This window comes from Streptomyces luteolifulvus, from assembly GCF_008806595.1.
Lineage (GTDB): Bacteria > Actinomycetota > Actinomycetes > Streptomycetales > Streptomycetaceae > Streptomyces > Streptomyces luteolifulvus.
In genome coordinates, this window is sequence record NZ_VZRB01000005.1 from 342,204 (window position 1) to 360,192 (window position 17,989).

General features: G+C 72.2%; 19 protein-coding genes. 8 read left to right on the forward strand and 11 right to left on the reverse strand.

From position 1 onward, the window contains the following. Positions 1–23: 23 nt before the first annotated feature. Complete coding sequence (locus F7R91_RS10355) at positions 24–1,178, reverse strand: S1 family peptidase (RefSeq protein WP_150946812.1); 1,155 nt, start codon at positions 1,176–1,178, stop codon at positions 24–26. A 219-nt stretch (positions 1,179–1,397) separates the two neighbouring features. Between F7R91_RS10355 and F7R91_RS10360 the strand changes: the two genes are divergently transcribed. Then, positions 1,398–2,138 (forward strand): maleylpyruvate isomerase family mycothiol-dependent enzyme, encoded by a 741-nt coding sequence (locus F7R91_RS10360; protein WP_150946814.1) that lies wholly within the window; start codon positions 1,398–1,400, stop codon positions 2,136–2,138. 26 nt (positions 2,139–2,164) lie between these two features. Here the strand turns inward: F7R91_RS10360 and F7R91_RS10365 are convergent, their stop codons facing one another. Continuing rightward, entirely contained in the window at positions 2,165–2,557 is a 393-nt protein-coding gene (locus F7R91_RS10365) for a MarR family winged helix-turn-helix transcriptional regulator (protein ID WP_150946816.1), read from the reverse strand. A gap of 85 nt (positions 2,558–2,642) precedes the next feature. Between F7R91_RS10365 and F7R91_RS10370 the strand changes: the two genes are divergently transcribed. Together F7R91_RS10370 and F7R91_RS10375 are read left to right on the forward strand one after the other, a co-directional pair. Then, positions 2,643–4,139 carry an MFS transporter gene (locus tag F7R91_RS10370; RefSeq protein WP_150946818.1) on the forward strand — a complete coding sequence of 499 codons (1,497 nt, stop codon included), beginning with the start codon at positions 2,643–2,645 and terminating at the stop codon, positions 4,137–4,139. A gap of 89 nt (positions 4,140–4,228) precedes the next feature. Continuing rightward, a complete protein-coding gene (locus tag F7R91_RS10375; RefSeq protein WP_150946820.1) occupies positions 4,229–4,522 on the forward strand; it encodes a DUF6332 family protein in 294 nt (97 codons plus the stop codon). Here F7R91_RS10375 and F7R91_RS10380 read toward each other — a convergent pair. The 3 genes from F7R91_RS10380 to F7R91_RS10390 all read right to left on the reverse strand — a co-directional run bounded on the left by F7R91_RS10380 (position 4,483) and on the right by F7R91_RS10390 (position 7,158). Further along, on the reverse strand, positions 4,483–5,148 hold the full coding sequence (locus F7R91_RS10380; RefSeq protein WP_150946822.1) for a response regulator: 666 nt from the start codon (positions 5,146–5,148) through the stop codon (positions 4,483–4,485). The two genes, F7R91_RS10375 and F7R91_RS10380, sit on opposite strands and share 40 nt — an antisense overlap. Next, on the reverse strand, positions 5,145–6,371 hold the full coding sequence (locus tag F7R91_RS10385; protein WP_150946824.1) for a sensor histidine kinase: 1,227 nt from the start codon (positions 6,369–6,371) through the stop codon (positions 5,145–5,147). Before F7R91_RS10385 ends, F7R91_RS10380 begins: the two co-directional genes overlap by 4 nt. A gap of 97 nt (positions 6,372–6,468) precedes the next feature. Further along, positions 6,469–7,158 (reverse strand): TetR/AcrR family transcriptional regulator, encoded by a 690-nt coding sequence (locus tag F7R91_RS10390; protein WP_150946826.1) that lies wholly within the window; start codon positions 7,156–7,158, stop codon positions 6,469–6,471. Between the two features lie 165 nt (positions 7,159–7,323). Here F7R91_RS10390 and F7R91_RS10395 point away from each other — a divergent pair, with 165 nt between their 5' ends. After that, positions 7,324–7,773 (forward strand): nitroreductase family deazaflavin-dependent oxidoreductase, encoded by a 450-nt coding sequence (locus tag F7R91_RS10395; protein WP_150946828.1) that lies wholly within the window; start codon positions 7,324–7,326, stop codon positions 7,771–7,773. Here F7R91_RS10395 and F7R91_RS10400 read toward each other — a convergent pair. Continuing rightward, positions 7,763–9,004, reverse strand: coding sequence for a geranylgeranyl reductase family protein (locus F7R91_RS10400; protein ID WP_150946830.1), 1,242 nt, complete (start codon positions 9,002–9,004; stop codon positions 7,763–7,765). The genes F7R91_RS10395 and F7R91_RS10400 overlap by 11 nt on opposite strands. A gap of 134 nt (positions 9,005–9,138) precedes the next feature. Here F7R91_RS10400 and F7R91_RS10405 point away from each other — a divergent pair, with 134 nt between their 5' ends. Continuing rightward, entirely contained in the window at positions 9,139–10,494 is a 1,356-nt protein-coding gene (locus F7R91_RS10405; RefSeq protein ID WP_150946832.1) for a dipeptidase, read from the forward strand. Positions 10,495–10,602: 108 nt separating this feature from the next. On the opposite strand, the gene F7R91_RS10410 is transcribed toward F7R91_RS10405, so the two are convergent. From F7R91_RS10410 to F7R91_RS10420, 3 genes are all read right to left on the reverse strand, one after another. After that, positions 10,603–11,643 (reverse strand): NUDIX hydrolase, encoded by a 1,041-nt coding sequence (locus F7R91_RS10410; protein ID WP_150946834.1) that lies wholly within the window; start codon positions 11,641–11,643, stop codon positions 10,603–10,605. Positions 11,644–11,783: 140 nt separating this feature from the next. Continuing rightward, positions 11,784–11,975 (reverse strand): hypothetical protein, encoded by a 192-nt coding sequence (locus tag F7R91_RS10415; RefSeq protein WP_150946836.1) that lies wholly within the window; start codon positions 11,973–11,975, stop codon positions 11,784–11,786. A gap of 294 nt (positions 11,976–12,269) precedes the next feature. Further along, complete coding sequence (locus tag F7R91_RS10420; RefSeq protein WP_150946838.1) at positions 12,270–13,223, reverse strand: ROK family protein; 954 nt, start codon at positions 13,221–13,223, stop codon at positions 12,270–12,272. Positions 13,224–13,412: 189 nt separating this feature from the next. On the opposite strand from F7R91_RS10420, the gene F7R91_RS10425 reads away from it, so the two are divergent. Then, positions 13,413–14,462, forward strand: coding sequence for a LacI family DNA-binding transcriptional regulator (locus tag F7R91_RS10425; protein ID WP_150946901.1), 1,050 nt, complete (start codon positions 13,413–13,415; stop codon positions 14,460–14,462). A gap of 7 nt (positions 14,463–14,469) precedes the next feature. Continuing rightward, positions 14,470–15,243 carry a hypothetical protein gene (locus F7R91_RS10430; RefSeq protein ID WP_191971424.1) on the forward strand — a complete coding sequence of 258 codons (774 nt, stop codon included), beginning with the start codon at positions 14,470–14,472 and terminating at the stop codon, positions 15,241–15,243. Between the two features lie 29 nt (positions 15,244–15,272). On the opposite strand, the gene F7R91_RS10435 is transcribed toward F7R91_RS10430, so the two are convergent. After that, on the reverse strand, positions 15,273–16,568 hold the full coding sequence (locus F7R91_RS10435) for a DUF6986 family protein (RefSeq protein ID WP_150946842.1): 1,296 nt from the start codon (positions 16,566–16,568) through the stop codon (positions 15,273–15,275). Positions 16,569–16,740: 172 nt separating this feature from the next. On the opposite strand from F7R91_RS10435, the gene F7R91_RS10440 reads away from it, so the two are divergent. Beyond that, a complete protein-coding gene (locus tag F7R91_RS10440; RefSeq protein WP_150946844.1) occupies positions 16,741–17,703 on the forward strand; it encodes an endonuclease/exonuclease/phosphatase family protein in 963 nt (320 codons plus the stop codon). Positions 17,704–17,744: 41 nt separating this feature from the next. On the opposite strand, the gene F7R91_RS10445 is transcribed toward F7R91_RS10440, so the two are convergent. Next, on the reverse strand, positions 17,745–17,989 hold a 245-nt coding region (locus F7R91_RS10445), incomplete at its 5' end, for an electron transfer flavoprotein subunit alpha/FixB family protein (protein WP_150946846.1).

Here is a 17,989-nt window from a genome sequence, read left to right on the forward strand (position 1 = left end):
GGCCACACTCGTGTGCCGGGGGATCAGGCGGTGTGGAGGGTCAGGCCGTACCGGTTGAGGATCTCGTTGACGGGCTGGAACCAGGTCTCGCCGCCGCTGCTGCAGTTGCCCCAGCCGCCGGAGGTGACGCCCTGGGCCTGGTCGCCGCTGATGTACGAGCCTCCCGAGTCACCGGGTTCGGCGCAGACGCTGGTCTTGGTCATCTGATGCACCGCGCCCTGGCTGTAGTTGACGGTCTCGTTCTTGGCGAGAACCGTGCCACAGTGCCAGTGCGTCGTCGATCCCGACCGGCAGACGGAGGTACCGACCGGCGCCGCGGCCGAGCCGCGCACGAGCCGGTCCGGGATGGTGCCCCAGCCGAGCACGACCGGAACCGTCCACCAGCCGCTGCCCACGTTGACCCAGGCGTAGTCGTTGTCCGGGAACGACGAGCCCTGGAAGTTGCCGATGTAGCTGCCGTCCCAGCCCCGGACACCGGCGCCGGCCCGTCCGCAGTGCCCGGCGGTGACGAAGCCGCCGTACACGGAGAAGCCGATGGAGCAGCGGACGTTGCCGGTGTAGTAGGGGTCGCCGCCGACGGTTCCGGCGGCGAGGGTGGTCGGTGCGGCGGGCACCCGCTGCACGGTGACGGGGCCCGCCCGGCGGGCGCGGGCGACGAATTGCCGGACATCGTTGTCACGCTGCTTGCCGCTGACGATGCTCACGACCACCGTGCCGGCCTTGGGGTCGACGTGCCAGCTGCTGACGCCGGACGGCGCGGAGAGCTTGTCGATCCGCGCCTGGGTGGCGGCGAGCTCCCGAGCACCGTGCGCGACGGTGGTGACGGTCACGCCCATGGCCCGGATCTGCCGGACGGCGGCGGCGGACGTGTCCGGGGTGACGCCCACGCTCAGCGTGCCGCTGGAGGCGTCGAACCAGGAGCCGCCGAAGGATGCTCCGGCGGCACGGCGGGCCTTGGGCTCCACGGCCGTGGCCCGCCGTTCGGCGGCGAGCCTCGCCTCGGCCTCCTGCTTCGACAGCCGGAGGTCGCGCTGCATGGCCGAGAGAAGCCCGTCGGAGGCGGGCGCCGCGGCCGGCGGGGTGTCGTCGGCGGAGGCGGGCACAGTGCCCGCGGCGACAACGGAGCCGAGCATGAGCAGCGCGGCCAAGCCCACGCGTGTGCATCTGGTGCGTCTCATGGAGATTGCCCTTCGTCGTTCCAACTGGGTGGGGTGGAACAGCCGATATCTGAGAGCGCTCTCAGCAATGTGACGCAGCCGATCCTAGCCGCTGATCATGAGCAGGTCCATGCCAATCGATGGCCAATCGATGGTTCTGTCGGGAGAGTTGGCAGCACTTCCATGAACATCGGCGGCCCGGCATCCCATTGACCAGGCTCCATCCGGCACACTCCCCCCATGGACACCTCCGAGCTCATCGAGATCCTGGACCGGGAGGGCCGGTCGCTGGCCCTGGCCGCCGAGGCCGCAGGGACCGGGGCCGAAGTGCCGACCTGTCCGGACTGGCAGGTGCGGGACCTGCTGCGGCACACCGGGATGGTGCATCGCTGGGCGGCGGGGTTCGTGGCCGAGGGGCACACCTCCCCGCGCCCCGGCGGGGGCGAGCCCGAACTCGACGGAGCCGAACTCCTGGCCTGGTTCCGGGAGGGGCACTGGCATCTCGTCGACACTCTCCGCTCCGCCGCGCCCGACGTGCAGTGCTGGTACTTCCTGCCCGCGCCGTCGCCGCTGGCGTTCTGGGCGCGACGGCAGGCGCACGAGACGACGGTGCACCGGGTCGACGCGGAGTCCGCGCGCGGCGGTGGCATCGGTGACATCGCCCCGGGCTTCGCGGCCGACGGCATCGACGAGTTGCTGCGCGGTTTCCACGCCCGGCGCAGGAGCAGGGTCCGCAGCGACGAGCCCCGGGTGCTGAGGGTGCGGGCGACGGACACCGGCGACGCCGTGTGGACCGTACGGCTGTCGCTGGAGCCGCCGGTCGCCGAGCGCGGTGAAACGGGCGCCGCCGACTGCGAAGTGGCCGGGTCCGCCGCGCAGTTGTACCTGTCGCTGTGGAACCGGGCGCCCTTCCCGGGCGTGACCGGTGACGCGTCCGTCGCCGCGCTGTGGCGGGAGAAGTCCGCCGTGACCTGGAGCTGAGCCCGAACGGGACGGCGCGGGCGCCGTCAGCCCGCCAGCATCCTGGTCAGCACCGCGCGCTGCAGGGGCAGCACCTCGCCGTGCAGCCCGCGCCCCTTCTCCGTGAGCGCCACGCGGACACCCCGCCGGTCCTCCGGGCACAGCCTGCGCTCGACGAGGCCGTCCTTCTCCAGACGGGCGACGAGCCGTGAGAGCGCGCTCTGGCTGAGGTGGACCCGGTCGGAGATCTCCTGGACGCGGTACGAGCAGGTGCCGTCCGCCGCGCGGCCCTGGGCGAGGACATCGAGGACCTCGAAGTCACTGGCGCACAGGCCGTGTTGATGCAGGGCGCGGTCGAGTTCGCACTGCGTGCGCGCGTGCAGCGCCAGGATGTCCCGCCACTGCTCAACGAGCGCCTGCTCGGCCTTCTTCGCCGCCATGCGCGCACCGTAGCAGAGAAAGACAATAATTGCATTGGAATTAAATGCGTTTGCATTTGATGCATGCGCATGTAGTCTCCTCGGTATGACCTCTCCGCTCACCACCCCCGCGGCCCCGTCCTCGGCGGTTCGCTGGACTCCCCGGCTGTGGGGCACCCTGCTGGTGCTCTGCGCCGCGATGTTCCTGGACGCGCTCGACGTCTCGATGGTCGGCGTCGCACTGCCGTCCATCGGCTCCGATCTCGGCCTGTCCACCTCGACGCTGCAATGGATCGTCAGCGGCTACATCCTGGGCTACGGCGGCCTGCTCCTCCTCGGCGGACGTACCGCCGACCTCCTCGGCCGACGCCAGGTCTTCCTGGGCGCCCTCGCCGTCTTCGCCCTGGCCTCGCTGCTCGGCGGGCTCGTCGACTCGGGTCCGCTGCTGATCGCCAGCCGCTTCGTCAAGGGCCTGAGCGCGGCCTTCACCGCGCCCGCCGGCCTGTCGATCATCACCACGACCTTCGCCGAGGGCCCGCTGCGCAACCGCGCGCTCTCCCTCTACACCACCTGCGCGGCCACCGGGTTCTCGATGGGCCTAGTGCTGTCCGGCCTGCTCACCGAGGCCAGTTGGCGCCTGACCATGCTGCTTCCCGCGCCCATCGCCCTGTTCGCGCTGCTGGCCGGTCTGAAGCTGCTGCCGCGCAGCGAACGCGAGAAGGGGCACAACGGATACGACATCCCCGGCGCCGTCATCGGCACCGCCTCGATGCTGCTGCTCGTCTTCACCGTCGTCCAGGCACCGGAGGCCGGCTGGGGATCGGCCCGTACGCTGCTGTCCTTCCTGGCCGTCGCCGCGCTGGTGACGGTGTTCGTCCTGGTCGAGCGTCGCTCGGCGGGGCCGCTCATCCGGCTCGGGGTACTGCGCTCCGGCAGCCAAGTCCGGGCCCAGCTCGGCGCGATGGCCTTCTTCGGGTCGTACGTCGGCTTCCAGTTCCTGGTCACGCTGTACATGCAGTCGCTGCTCGGCTGGTCGGCGCTGCACACGGCGCTCGCCTTCCTGCCCGCGGGCGCGCTGGTGGCGGTGTCCTCGACGAAGGTCGGCTCGATCGTCGACCGGTTCGGTACCGAGCGGCTGATCGCGGTGGGCTTCGCCCTCATGGTCGTCGGGTACGCGCTGTTCCTGCGCGTCAGCCTCGATCCCGGCTACGCCGCGGTCATCCTGCCGTCGATGCTGCTGATCGGCGCCGCCTGCGCCCTCGTGTTCCCGTCGCTCAACATCCAGGCCACCAACGGCGTCGCGGACCACGAGCAGGGCATGGTCTCCGGTCTGCTCAACACCTCCGTCCAGGTCGGCGGCGCGATCTTCCTGGCCGTCGTCACGGCGGTGGTGACCGCGGGCGCCCCCGAGAACGCCACCCCACAGGCAGTCCTCGACAGCTACCGGCCCGGCCTCGTGGTGGTGACGGGCATCGCCGTCGCCGGGCTGTTGATCACGCTCACCGGACTGCGCACCCGCCGTACGCAGCGGTCCGTCGTGGTCGCCAGGTCCACCTCCCTGGAGGCGGAGCGCGTCTCGGTACGCGACGAGGTCTCGCCGTAACGGCAGGGCCCAGGGGGACACCGCCTCCTACGCGTGCGCCCGGCGGGGGCTGCTTGCCCCGCCGGGCGCACGGCTGTGAGACTCGCACGGTGACGAGCTACGGGGGACGGCGCGGTCAGGCCGAGCGGGACGCGATCACCGTCGAGATCGGATACGCGCTGTGCAGTGCCGCGTTCGCGGCCGCCGTCCTCTTCGGAGCCGTGGCCGGTCCGGCGTTGCTGTTCGAACTGCCCGGCATCGTGAGCCCCTTGCTGCTGTGTGCGGGCCAAATCCTCGCACCCGTCCTGTTCCTCGCCCGTACGATCAGCGTGCTGGTCCGGTTCCACCGGGCCCCTCCGTCCCCTCAGCCCAGCCAGCCCGGTCGCACCAGCCCCGACTCGTAGGCCAGCACGACCAGTTGGGCGCGGTCCCGGGCACCGAGCTTCACCATCGTGCGGCTGACGTGGGTCTTGGCCGTGAGCGGGCTGACGACCAGGCGGCGGGCGATCTCCTCGTTGGACAGGCCGATGCCGACCAGGGCCATCACCTCCCGCTCGCGTTCGGTGAGCCCGGCGAGGGCGCCTTCGGCCGCCGGTTCCTTGGAGCGGGCGGCGAACTCGGCGATCAGCCGGCGGGTCACCCCCGGGGAGAGCAGGGCGTTGCCCTCCACCACCGCCCTCACGGCACGCAGGAGTTCGTCCGGTTCGGTGTCCTTGACCAGGAAGCCGGAGGCACCCGAGCGGATCGCCTCGAAGACGTACTCGTCGAGCTCGAAGGTGGTGAGCATGACGACCCTGACATCCTTCAGGCCGGTGTCGCCGGTGATACGGCGGGTCGCGGCGAGCCCGTCGAGGACGGGCATACGGATGTCCATCAGGACGACGTCGGGGCGCAGTTCGCGCACCTCGCGCAGCGCCTCCTCGCCGTCGGAGGCCTCCCCGGCCACCTCGATGTCCGGCTGGGCGTCGAGCAGCGCCCGGAAACCGGCCCGCACCAGCGCCTGGTCGTCGGCGAGCAGTACGCGGATCACCGGTCCTCCTTGACCTTCAACGGCAGTACGGCGAGCACGGTGAAGCCGCCGTCGGGGCGCGGTCCCGCCTCGATCGTGCCACCCAGCGCGGCGGCCCGCTCCCGCATTCCGGCCAGGCCGTTGCCGCTGCCGCCCGCGTCGGCGCCGGTCGCGGGACCGTCATCGTCGATGCGCAGCCGCAGCGTCCGGCCCACCTGGTCGAGGTGCACGCACGCGTGACGCGATCCCGAGTGCCGTACGACATTGGTGAGCGCCTCCTGGACGATACGGAAGGCCGCAAGGCCCGCGCCGGGCGGGAGGTCGGGCGGCTCCCCCTCCACCTCGACCGTGAGTCCCGCGCTCGCCGCCTGCTCCACCAGCTCGGGCAGCCGGTCGAGTCCGGGAGCCGGAGCGCGCGGCGCGTCACCGGGCGTACGGAGCCTGTCGAGCACCTGGCGCACCTCGCCGAGCGCCTCCTTGCTCGCCGACTTGATGGTGGTGAGCGCCTTGCGCGCCTGCTCCGGGTCGCTGTCGAGGAGGGCGAGACCGACGCCCGCCTGGACGTTGATGACGGAGATGCTGTGTGCCAGGACGTCGTGCAGCTCGCGGGCGATCCGCAGCCGCTCCTCGTCCGCGCGCCGCCGGGCCGCCTGCGCGCGCTCGGCACGCTCGCGGGCCCATTGCTCGCGCTTCGCCCGGGCCAGTTCCGACAGCGCCACGATCGCCACCACCCAGGTGGCGATCACGATCTCCTGCGTCCAGGAGACGGACGAGTCGTGGGAGGGGGGCAGCCACCGGTACAGCCAGTGGGCCACCAGCACATGTCCGGCCCAGAGCATTCCGAGGGCCGTCCAGGCGGCCCATCGGTGCCCGGTGACCACGGCGGCGAAGCAGGCCACGGCGACGGTCAGGAACACCGGCCCGTACGCGTATCCGGCGCCGAGGTAGACCATGGCGGTCGCCGACGTGCCGAACAGGACAAGCACCGGGTGCCGTCTGCGCCACAGCAGCAGGGCGGAGCCCGCAATCAGCAGCACGCGCGCGAAGACGTCGAGCGCGGCCCGTTCGCCCTCCTGCTGATGAGCCGCGAAGTTCGAGCCGACGAGCACGAACGCGGTGATCAGCACGGTGGAACGCCAGGGCCACCGGGGCCCCTGATCCTCACCGTCCCAGCGGTTCAGCCACGGGGGTCCGTGCCCCCGCCACTGGGGCGGGCCGCCCCGGTGCGCGCGCTGCTCGTCCATGACCGCCACGCTAGACGCCGTACGGCGCGCGGAGCGTCAGCCGGGCGTGGTGATCACACGTACTCCCCGGGAAGTACGACGACCGGGGTCCGGGTGTCTAGACGAGGCCCACCCCGCCGGCCAGTCGGGTCACCGCGTGCCGGAAGAACGGCTCGCGGTCCTCCACCACCCGGCGGAACTGCCCGAACAGCTCGAACCCGATCAGCCCGTACAGCTCGGCCCAGGAGGCGACGAGCGCGGCGACGACCTCGGGCGGGAGATCGGGCGCCAGGGCCGTGGTCATCCGCTCCGCCTCGGCCCGCAGCTCGGCGGGCAGCGGGGGCGCGGTCAGGCCCTGCCCCTGATGGGCGTCACGCACGATGCGGATGAGGAGGAGGCCCACGCGTGCGGCCGCCGGGATGGTGGTCTGCGGCGCTTTGTAGCCGGGCACCGGCGAACCGTAGATCAGCGCGTACTCGTGCGGGTGCCCGAGTGCCCACACGCGGGCCGCCTCGCACACCGCGGACCAGCGCCGCGCCGGCGCGGCGTCGGCGACGGCGTCGTGCGCCGCCTCGGCGGCCTCGCCGAGGGAGTCGTAGGCGTCGATGATGAGAGCGGTCAGCAGGTCGTCCCGGCTGGGGAAGTAGCGGTACAGCGCGGAGGAGACCATGCCGAGTTCGCGGGCCACGGCCCGCAGCGAGAGCTTCGCGGCACCCTCCGCCGCGAGCTGTCTGCGTGCCTCGTCCTTGATGGCCGCGGTGACCTCGATCCTGGCCCGGGCACGGGCGCCCTGTGCTGCGCTGCTCATGGAGGACAGTGTCCCATGAATGCAGAGCAGTGCACACAACAAAGAGCGGCGAACACATTCGAGAGCAGTGCTCTTGCATTGGATCGCCGACCCGATGCAGACTGGACACCGAGCGAGAGCAGTGCTCACAAAAGAGAGCGACGCTCCACACACCAGAGGTCACCCATGTCGACACACGTGCAAAAGCCCGGCTGGTTCACCGTCAACGTCTTCAACCGCGCCGTGTCCTGGATGACCCGCCGCGGCATCAGCATCTGGGGCTCACGGGTCCTCGCGGTCCGCGGCCGCAAGAGCGGCGAGTGGCGGACCACCCCCGTGAACCTGCTGACCGTGGACGGCCGGCAGTACCTCGTCGCTCCTCGCGGCCACGTCCAGTGGACGCACAACATGCGCGCGGCAGGCGGCGGCGAGCTGCGCCTCGGGGGGAACACCGACGTCTTCACCGCCACCGAGGTCGCCGACGACGACAAGGCTCCGCTGCTGCGCGCCTACCTCAAGCGCTGGAAGGCGGAGGTCGGGATCTTCTTCAACGGGGTCGGTCCCGGCTCCTCCGACGAGGAGCTGCGCCGTATCGCCCCCGACCACCCGGTCTTCGAGATCTCCGTCAGGAGCTGACCTCTCCGGCGGCCGGGGCACCGGGCCGGGGCCCCATCGCGAGCAGGGCCCGCTGGGCCATCGGATGGGTGCGGACGATCTCGGCCAGCGACGTCGAGCCCCGCGTAATGTCCCGGAACGCGTTCCAGGCCGGGCGGAAGCCGGTGAGGGCCGCGTGGAACAGGCCGGGACGGCGCTCGAACGCCGACAGCAGACTTTTCCCGACGCTCATCTCGACACCGAGCCCCGCCTTGACGGCGAACGCGTAGTTGAGGGCCTGACGCCGGGTGTCCACGGCGTCGTGCGCCTCGGCGATGCGCACCGCCCACTCCCCCGCGAGCCGGCCCGACCGCAGGGCGAACGAGATGCCCTCGCGGGTCCACGGCTCCAGCAGCCCCGCCGCGTCCCCGCACACCAGCACCCGCCCGCGCGACAGCGGCGAATCGTCGGCCCGGCAGCGGGTCAAGTGACCCGAGGAGATGCTGGGTTCGAAGCCCGCGAGCCCCAGGCGGGCGACGAAGTCCTCCAGATAGCGCTTGGTCGCGGCGCCTTCGCCGCGGGCCGAGATCACGCCGACGGTGAGGGTGTCGCCCTTGGGGAAGACCCAGCCGTAGCTGCCGGGCATCGGGCCCCAGTCGATGAGCACCCGCCCCTTCCAGTCCTCGGCGACCGTCTCCGGCACCGGGATCTCCGCCTCCAGCCCGAGATCCACCTGGTCGAGCTTGACCCCGACATGTGCTCCTATCCGGCCGGCGCTGCCGTCGGCGCCCACGACCGCGCGGGCGAGCAGTGTCTCACCGCTCTGCAGGACGACGGCGACCGAGCGCCGGTCCGGCACGGCCGAGCCGTGCTGCTCGACCCGCGTCACGGTGAGGCCCGTACGCAGCTCCGCGCCCGCCTTCTGCGCGTGCTCGACCAGCCGCTGGTCGAACTCGGGACGGTTGATCAGCCCGAACAGCATCTGCCGGGAGCGGCGGGTCCGGGTGAAGCGGCCGTTGTTCGAGAACGTCACCGCGTGCACCCGGTCCCTGAGCGGCAGCTCGAAGCCGGGCGGGAGCGCGTCACGCGAGGGGCCGATGATGCCGCCGCCGCAGGTCTTGTAGCGGGGCAGCTCGGACTTCTCCAGCAGCAGCACGCGCCGTCCCGCGACCGCCGCCGCGTAGGCGGCCGAGGCCCCCGCGGGTCCCGCGCCCACCACGACGACGTCCCACACCCGCTGCACGTCGTCCGCCGAAGAGTTCTCGCTGCTCACGATGGTCTGCTGCTCCCGATCACGCCGCTGCCGCACCCTGTCCCCCGCATCCTACGGCGGAGGCTGCCGCAGACCGCTGTGCGAGGATCTGAGGCACGCAGAGGTTCAACGTCGCACCCACAAGGAGCGTGCCCATGTCGTCGCATCCGGTCGCCGAGACCGTCGCCTCGCTGATGCCCCGGGCGAAGGCGGAGCTCGCCGAGCTGGTGGCCTTCAAGTCGGTGGCGGACTTCGACCAGTTCCCGAGGAGCGAGAGCGAGGGCGCCGCAGGGTGGGTCGCCGACGCCCTGCGCGCCGAGGGCTTCGAGGACGTGGCCCTGCTCGACACCCCCGACGGCACGCAGTCCGTGTACGGCCACCTGCCCGGCCCCGAGGGGGCGAAGACCGTCCTCCTCTACGCCCACTACGACGTGCAGCCCCCGCTGGACGAGGCCGCCTGGACCTCGCCGCCCTTCGAGCTGACCGAGCGCGACGGCCGCTGGTACGGGCGCGGCGCCGCCGACTGCAAGGGCGGCGTGATCATGCACCTGCTGGCGCTGCGCGCCCTGAAGGCCGACGGCGGGGTGCCGGTCCACATCAAGGTGATCGCCGAGGGCTCGGAGGAGATGGGCACCGGAGGCCTGGAGCGGTACGCCGAGGAGCACCCCGGCCTCCTGGAGGCCGACACCATCGTCATCGGCGACGCGGGCAACTTCCGCGTCGGCCTGCCGACGGTCACCTCCACCCTGCGCGGCATGACCCTCGTCCGCGTGCGGATCGACACGCTCGAAGGCAATCTGCACTCGGGCCAGTTCGGTGGCGCGGCACCCGACGCGCTCGCCGCGCTGATCCGCGTACTGGACTCGCTGCGCGCGGAGGACGGCTCGACGACGGTCGACGGGCTCGCCCCCGAAACCCGGTGGGAGGGGCTGCAGTACGACGACGCGCAGTTCCGCACGGACGCCAAGGTGCTCGACGGCGTCGGGCTGATCGGCTCCGGCACGATCGCCGACCGTATCTGGGCGCGCCCCGCGGTCACGGTCCTGGGCATCGACTGCCCGCCGGTCGTCGGCGCCACCCCCTCCGTGCAGGCGAGCGCCCGCGCGCTGGTGAGCCTGCGGGTGCCGCCGGGCGTGGACGCGGCGGAGGCGACCAAGCTGCTGCAGGCCCACCTGGAGGCGCACACCCCGTGGGGCGCCCGGGTGAGCACCGAGCAGACCGGCCAGGGGCAGCCGTTCAGCGCGGACACGACCAGCCCGGCGTACGCGGCGATGGCCGAGGCCATGGCGGTGGCCTACCCGGGCCAGGAGATGCAGTACGCCGGCCAGGGCGGCTCGATCCCGCTGTGCAACACCCTTGCCGCCCTCTACCCGCACGCCGAGATCCTCCTCATCGGCCTGAGCGAGCCGGAGGCCCAGATCCACGCGGTGAACGAGAGCGTGTCCCCCGAGGAGCTGGAGCGCCTGTCGGTGGCGGAGGCCCTCTTCCTGCGCAACTACGCGAGGGGCTGAGCCCGCCGGGTCGGCTCCGCCGACAGGGAGGACCCCCGTGGTGCGACGGGGGTCCCTTCCAAGGTCCTACGGCGGGGGCGGCGACCGGCGCGCCCGGCTCCCGGACGTTCAGCCGACGGGGACGCCCGCCTCCAGATACAGCGCCGCACCGCGCTCCCGCGCCCGCAGTGCCCAGCGCAGCCGCTCGTAGCGGACCGGCGGGAGCAGCTGTGCCGCCTCCTGTTCGCCGGCGAAGCGCCAGTCGCGCAGCTCGGGGCCCGGCAGCAGCAGCCGGCCCGCCTCGGCGGCGTCGAGCCGGCCACCGTCGAAGAGGAGCCGCAGGCCCCCGAACGCGGGAGGCGCGGGTGCCTCCCAGTCGACGACGAGAAGCCGTGGTACGTCGTTCAGGCGGATCCCGGTCTCCTCGGCGACCTCGCGCATGCCGGCCCGCGCGGGCGCCTCGCCCGGCTCGACGACACCGCCGGGGAACTCCCAGCCGGCCTTGTAGGTGGGGTCGACGAGCAGTACCCGGTCCTCCTCGTCGAACAGGAGCACTCCGGCGGCGACCGTCTCCGCGGTGGGCTCCGGGGTCTGCACGATGTCGCAGACGGCCACGGCTCCGGCGCTGACGGCCTCGGCGATGCGTGCGGCGGTCTCGTACGGGGTGAGCACGCTGTTGTCGACCGGGTGCGCGTCGGCGGTGAGCCAGGAGGCAAGGGCGTGGCGGTACGGCTCGATGTGGTCGTCCGACCATTGCCGTGTCCGTATCTCGCCGTCGGGGGCCGGCGGGACCTCCCGCCCGGCTATCCGCTCGCGCAGGATCGTTTCGGCCGGGGCGAGCAGGATGTGCCGGACGGTGATCCGGCGTGCGGCGAGACCGCCGAAGATCTCGTCGCGGTACTCCTGGCGCAGGAGGGTCATCGGGACGACGAGGGTTCCGCCGAGCTCGGTGAGCATCGCGGCCACCGTGTCGATCACGAGACGGCGCCAGATCGGCAGGTCCTGGAAATCGCCGACCTCGGCGAGGTGCTTGGGCGGCAGCAGGTGCGTCAGCGCTCCGCCGATGACCTCGGGGTCGAAGAGCGTGCTGTTCGGGATCAGGTCGATCAGTTCCCGTGCGGTGGCGGTCTTCCCCGCACCGAACGCGCCGTTGATCCAAACGACGGTCACGTTTCCCCCTCTTCTGTTGGCCCCCTGTGGCTTGCCCGCTCCACCCTGCCACGGAAACCAGCCCCAGTTGAGGGCGCACGCGCCGCGGCGCCGGCGTCCCTCCCGGGGGCACCGGCGCCACGGTCGCGCATCCGTGTCCGTCAGCCCTTCTGCCCGAGGGCGCTCACGTCCACGGCCAGGCCGTCGGCGGTGACGGAGTGGTCGACGGTGCTGACCGTCTCACCCACGTCGAGATCACCCGTGTCGTCCCCCGCGGAGTGGGACGGGGTGATCGCCGCGACGACGAAACCGGTGGCGAGGGAGGCGATGGCGAGCATGCTGCGCTTCTTCATGCCCCGTCCAACTACTCAGGTCGCCGGGAGTCACGCGGATCACCGCCGTTCCGCTCTCCAGATCGATCGTCGTGCTGTGCGGCGGTGCGCTCCCGGACCACGCGGACTGGGCGGACGCCCGGATCGGCTGCTGAGCCGATGACCCACTGACCGGTCGGAAGCCGGGGCCCTCGGCCCCGTGGGCGAACGGCGGGGCCGCCGCCCGACGGGAGGACGACGAACCCGAGCCGCGTCCGGATCCTCGACGGAAGCCGGACATTCAGGCGCGCCCGGTCTCCGCCGCGGTGCCGTTCGTCAGACCCCGGCCGCCGTCGCGTCCGGCCGCCGGGCCAGCGCCGCGGCGGCTGCGCCCACCAGTCCCGCGTCCGTCCCCATCTGGGCCGGCGTGACCGTCAGGCGCTGGACGAAGGACAGGGTCGCGTAGTCGCCCAGGGCCTTGTGCAGAGGGGTGAACAGCACGTCGCCCGCCTTGGCCACTCCCCCGCCGACGACGGCGATGTCGATCTCGACGAGGTTCGCGGTGGCGGCGATACCTGCGGCCAGGGCCTGGGCCGCGCGTTCGAAGGAGGCCACGGCCACCGGATCGCCCGCGCGGGCCGCTGCGGCCACCGCCTCGGCCGAGGTGTCGCCGTCCGGGCCCGGCAGCCAGCCTGCCTCGATCGCGCGCCGGGCAATGTTCGGACCGCTCGCGAGGCGCTCCACACAGCCGCGCCCGCCGCACGGACACGGGTCGCCGTCGAGATCGACGCTGATGTGTCCGATATGGCCCGCGTTGCCGGTCGGGCCGGGGTGCAGCCGGCCGTTCAGGACCAGACCGCCACCGACGCCCGTCGAGACGACCATGCACAGCGCGTTGTCGTGCCCGCGGGCCGCCCCCTGCCAGTGTTCGGCGGCCGTGATGGCCACACCGTCGCCGATCAGCTCCACGGGCAGCCCTCCGGTGACGGCCCGGACCCGCCGGACGAGCGGGTAGTCGCGCCAGCCGGGCACATTGACCGGGCTCACCGTGCCCGCCGAGGCGTCCACCGGCCCGGCGCTGCCGATGCCGAGGGCTGTGGCACGTCCCCACAGCGGCCCGGCGGCCAGCTCGCCGAGGACCGCCTCGACCGCCCGCATCACCGTCTCGCCGTCCTCCTGAGCGGGCGTGGCGCGCTGTGTGCGGACCAGGATCCGGCCCTGGCCGTCGACCAGGGCTCCGGCGATCTTGGTACCGCCGATGTCGAGCGCGGCCACGAGGTCGGTGTGCATCAGTGTCGGATCTCCCCATCAGCCGGGACAGCGGGCGGCCGGTCGCGGTGGGGACGCGGGCCGGAGATTGCGGTGGACAGTGTCTCCCGCATCTGACAACGTTGTCCAGGCTCTATGCTCGACGCCACATCCTCATACAAAATCATGGACCGCCGCACCCCCGTCGACGACAGGACAGGACGCCGCACCGTGCCCGAGACCCACAGCCGCGCAGACCGTTTCGCCGGGACCCGCTATGGCACTCGTCCGACCATGAAGGACGTGGCGGCCCGCGCGGGGGTCGGGCTCAAGACGGTCTCCCGTGTGGTCAACGGGGAGCCGGGCGTCACCCCGGAGACGGAGCGCCGGGTCCAGGAGGCCATCGACGCGCTGGGCTTCCGCCGCAACGACAGCGCCCGAGTACTGCGCAAGGGCCGCACCGCAAGCATCGGCCTCGTCCTGGAGGACCTCGCCGACCCGTTCTACGGCCCGCTCAGCCGGGCGGTGGAGGAAGTGGCCCGCGCCCATGGTGCCCTGCTGATCAACGGCTCGAGCGCGGAGGACCCGGAGCGCGAGCAGGAGCTGGTGCTGGCCCTGTGCGCGCGGCGGGTGGACGGACTGGTGGTCATTCCGGCCGGTGACGACCACCGGTATCTGGAACCGGAGCTCAAAGCGGGTGTGGCGACGGTGTTCGTGGACCGTCCGGCCGGCCGGATCGACGCCCATGTCGTGCTGTCGGACAACTTCGGCGGCGCCCGCGACGGGGTTGCCCATCTCATCGCCCACGGGCACCGCCGGATCGGCTTCATCGGTGACATGCCCCGTATCCACACGGCCGCCGAACGGCTGCGCGGCTACCGGGCCGCCATGGAGGACGCGGGCATAGCTGTCGAGGACTCCTGGATGTCGCTCGGCGCCACCGATCCCGAGCGGGTGCGCAGGGCGGCCGAGGTGATGCTCTCCGGGCCCTCCCCCGTCACGGCCGTGTTCTCCGGCAACAACCGGGTGACGGTCACCGTGATCCGCGTCCTCGCCGAACAGTCCCGGCGTGTCGCCCTCGTGGGCTTCGACGACATCGAGCTCGCCGATCTGCTCCAGCCGGGAGTCACCGTGGTCGCGCAGGACGCGGCGGCCCTCGGCCGGACCGCCGCCGAGCGGCTCTTCGGCCAGTTGGACGGCACCCTGTCCGACCCGGAGCGGATCGAGCTGCCTACCCGGCTGATCAGCCGCGGCTCGGGCGAACTGCCCCCGGCGGATTGAGCGGCCCATGACCGAGCGGACCCTCGAAACCCTGGGCCTGGCCGAGGCACCGCGCGACCATCCGCTGCTCTACCCCGGAGCCTGGCCCCGGGAATCCGGGCTCCTGGACGGGGACCGGCTGCTGCCTCTGGACCGTCTGGTGCACACCGACCGCTCCCCGGTCCTCGCGGTCGGCTCCAACGCCAGCCCCGCCCAACTGCGCAAGAAGATGGCCGAGTCCAGGATCGCCTCCCCATTGCCGATGGTGAGAACCCGGGTGACGGGCATCGGGATCGGCGTCTCCGCCCATGTGAGCCGCCTGGGGTACGTGTCCGCGTCCCCGTTCAACGCGCCCGCGGACGTGCGGGAGCTGTTCGTGCTGTGGCTGGACGCCGAGCAGCTCGCCGTGATCGACGCGAGCGAGGGCGTACCGCTGCCCCTCGGCAATTTCCGGCGCGCGTGGCTGCCCGCGCCCGAGGTGCGGATCGAGCTGGCGGACGGCGTGACGCTTCCGGGCGTGTACGCGTACGTCAATCGCCGAGGCGTCCTGCACAACGGCGGCAGCGAGCCGCGCACCCACCCGGGCCAGCGGCGGCTGCTGACCGAACTCCTCCTGGGATCGGCCCGGTTGAGGAGGCTGTTCGGAGTCACGCCCGAGGAGTTCTGCGCCCGGGCCCGTGCCGACCGGCGGCTGTGCGAGCAGGGCACCCGGCTGTTCGCCGAGGAGAAGCTGGTGACGGCCTCCGGACTGGAGGAGTACGTGACGGTGCAGGGGACCGGCGCGCCGCCGTCGCTTCCATAGGCGCCGTATCGTGCCGTCGGCCACTGCGCTCAGACGGTCGGATCGGCACGCCGCGGCGACGCGAAGCCCTCCAGGTCCGCCCGGGTCAGGCCGGTCAGCCGGGCCACCTCGGCGATGTCGAGGGCGCCGCAGTCCAGTCCGCGCAGCAGATAGCCGGCGAGGGCCTTGGCGGTGGCGGGCTCGTCCATCACGTCGCCGGTGGCCCGGGCGGCGTAGCGGGCGAGACGGGCGGCGGCCTGTTCGAGGCCTTCGCGGTAGAAGGCGAAGACGGCCGCATAGCGGGTCGGGAGGTGCCCGGGGTGCATGTCCCAGCCCTGGTAGTAGGCACGGGCGAGGGCGCGCCGGGTGAGACCGTAGTGCAGCCGCCAGGCGTCGTGGACCCGCTCGGTCGGGCCGACCGGCAGGACATTGGTGGAGCCGTCCGAGACACGGACGCCGGTGCCCGCGGCCGCCACCTGCATGATCGCCTTGGCATGGTCGGCGGCCGGGTGGTCGCCGGCCTGGTAGGCGGCGGAGACCCCGAGACAGGCGCTGTAGTCGAAGGTGCCGTAGTGCAGCCCGGTGGCCCGGCCCCCGGCGGCCTGGATCATACGGGCGACGGTCGCGGTGCCGTCGGTGGCCAGGATGGACTGGCTGGTCTCGATCTGGATCTCGAAGCCGATCCGGCCGGGTTCGAGCCCGCGCGCCGTCTCGAACGCCTCCAGGAGCCGGACCATGGCGGTGACCTGCTCGGCGTACGTCACCTTCGGCAACGTGAGGACCAGCCCGGCGGGCAGCCCGCCGGCCTCCATGAGGCCGGTGAGGAAGATGTCGAGGGTACGGATGCCCCGGTCGCGTACCGGCGCCTCCATGCACTTCATCCGGATGCCCATGTACGGGGTCGCCGTCCCGTTCCGGTACGCCGCGGCGAGCAGCCGGGCCGCGCGCGCAGCCGCCTCGTCCTCCTCGGCATCGGGCCGGTTGCCGTAGCCGTCCTCGAAGTCGACGCGCAGGTCCTCGATCGGCTCGCGCTCCAGCTTGGCCCGCACACGGTCGTGGACGGGCTCCGCGAGTCCGGCGGACAGGCCGAGGACCGCGGCGAGGGAGGCGGCGTCCGGGGCGTGTTCGTCGAGGGCGGCGAGGGCCTGGTCGCCCCAGGAGCGGACGGTGCCGGCCGCGAAGACATCTCCGGGGACGTAGACGGTGTGCACGGGCTGGCGGGTGCCGGGGTCTCCGGGGTAGCGGCGCTCCAGCTCGGCGTCGACCGGGGCGAGGGAGGCGCTGATCTCCTTGCTGACGGCGCCCTCGAGGCTCGTCGCCACCTTCTCCTGCCGTCCCTGGCCCATGCCACTTCCTCCTGTTTTCCGCTCTACGGAATCAACAATCCGTTGAATGAAGCTATCCGTGGAGCTTCCAGCGGGTCAACACCCTGTCCACGGCGTGCTCCCATACAGGGCGACACCCGCTTCCGCACAGCGGTGCACACCTTCATCCTGGCTCACAAGGGGAGGGGGACACATGACCGGCAGCAGCGGGGGACCCACCAGGCGGGCGGGGCTGAGAACCATGATGGCCGCCGCCGTCGCCGTTCCCCTGCTCGGGACGGTAGGGGCGTCCGCCGCCCTGCACGGGAGACCTCCGCAGGAGAGCCCTCGGCACGAGAGCCCTCCGCGCGGGAGGCCCGCGTCCACTCCCCCGCTGGAGGTCATGACGTTCAACCTCCGGGTCGCCGGCACCGAGGAGCCCAACAGCTGGACGCTCCGCCGTCCGGTGATGCGCACGCTGCTGCGCGGGGCGGCGCCGCATGTCATCGGCACCCAGGAGGGCCAGCTCCTCCAACTGCTCGACATCGAGGCCGACCTCGGCCCGCACTTCGACTGGGTCGGCACTCCCGGAGGCGACAGCGAGGAGTCGGTGGCCGTCTTCTACGACACCCGCCGGCTCGCCGCGGTGGAGCACACCACGTTCTGGCTCTCCGACACGCCCGAGGTGCCCGGCTCCAACACCTGGGGCTCGGCGTATCCCCGTCTGGTGACCCGGGTCCGCTTCAGCGATCGCCTGCGCGCGGGACGGGAGTTCCACGTCCTCAACACCCACCTCGACCACAAGAGCCGGTACGCACGCACGCGTGCCGCCACCTTGATCGCCGAGCGGATCAGGGCCCTCGGCCCCTCGCTGCCGGTCGTGCTGGCCGGCGACTTCAACGTCTACGCACACGCCGACCCGGTCTACGACACGCTTCTGGGCGCCGGCCTGGTCGACACGTGGGACATCGCGGCCGAACGCGGTCCGCTGTACGGGACCTTCCACGGCTACCGGCCGCTCGTGCCCGACGGCGACCGCATCGACTGGATCCTGGCCACGCCCGGGGTGACGGCGCACCGCACGCGGGTGAACACGTTCTCGCGGGACGGGCAGTACCCGAGCGACCATCTGCCCGTGCAGGCGTCGCTCACGCTGGGACGAGCAGAGGCCCCGTGACCGTTGGTGCGGTCACGGGGCCTGGGACTGCGGTGGGGTGGTCAGCCCTTGCGGGTGTTGATCTCCTGGGTGAGCTGGGGGACGACGTCGAAGAGGTCGCCGACGATGCCGTAGTCGACCAGGTCGAAGATCGGGGCCTCGGGGTCCTTGTTGATGGCCACGATGGCCTTGGAGGTCTGCATGCCGGCCCGGTGCTGGATCGCGCCGGAGATGCCGGAGGCGATGTACAGCTGCGGGGAGACGGACTTGCCGGTCTGGCCGACCTGGTTGGTGTGCGGGTACCAGC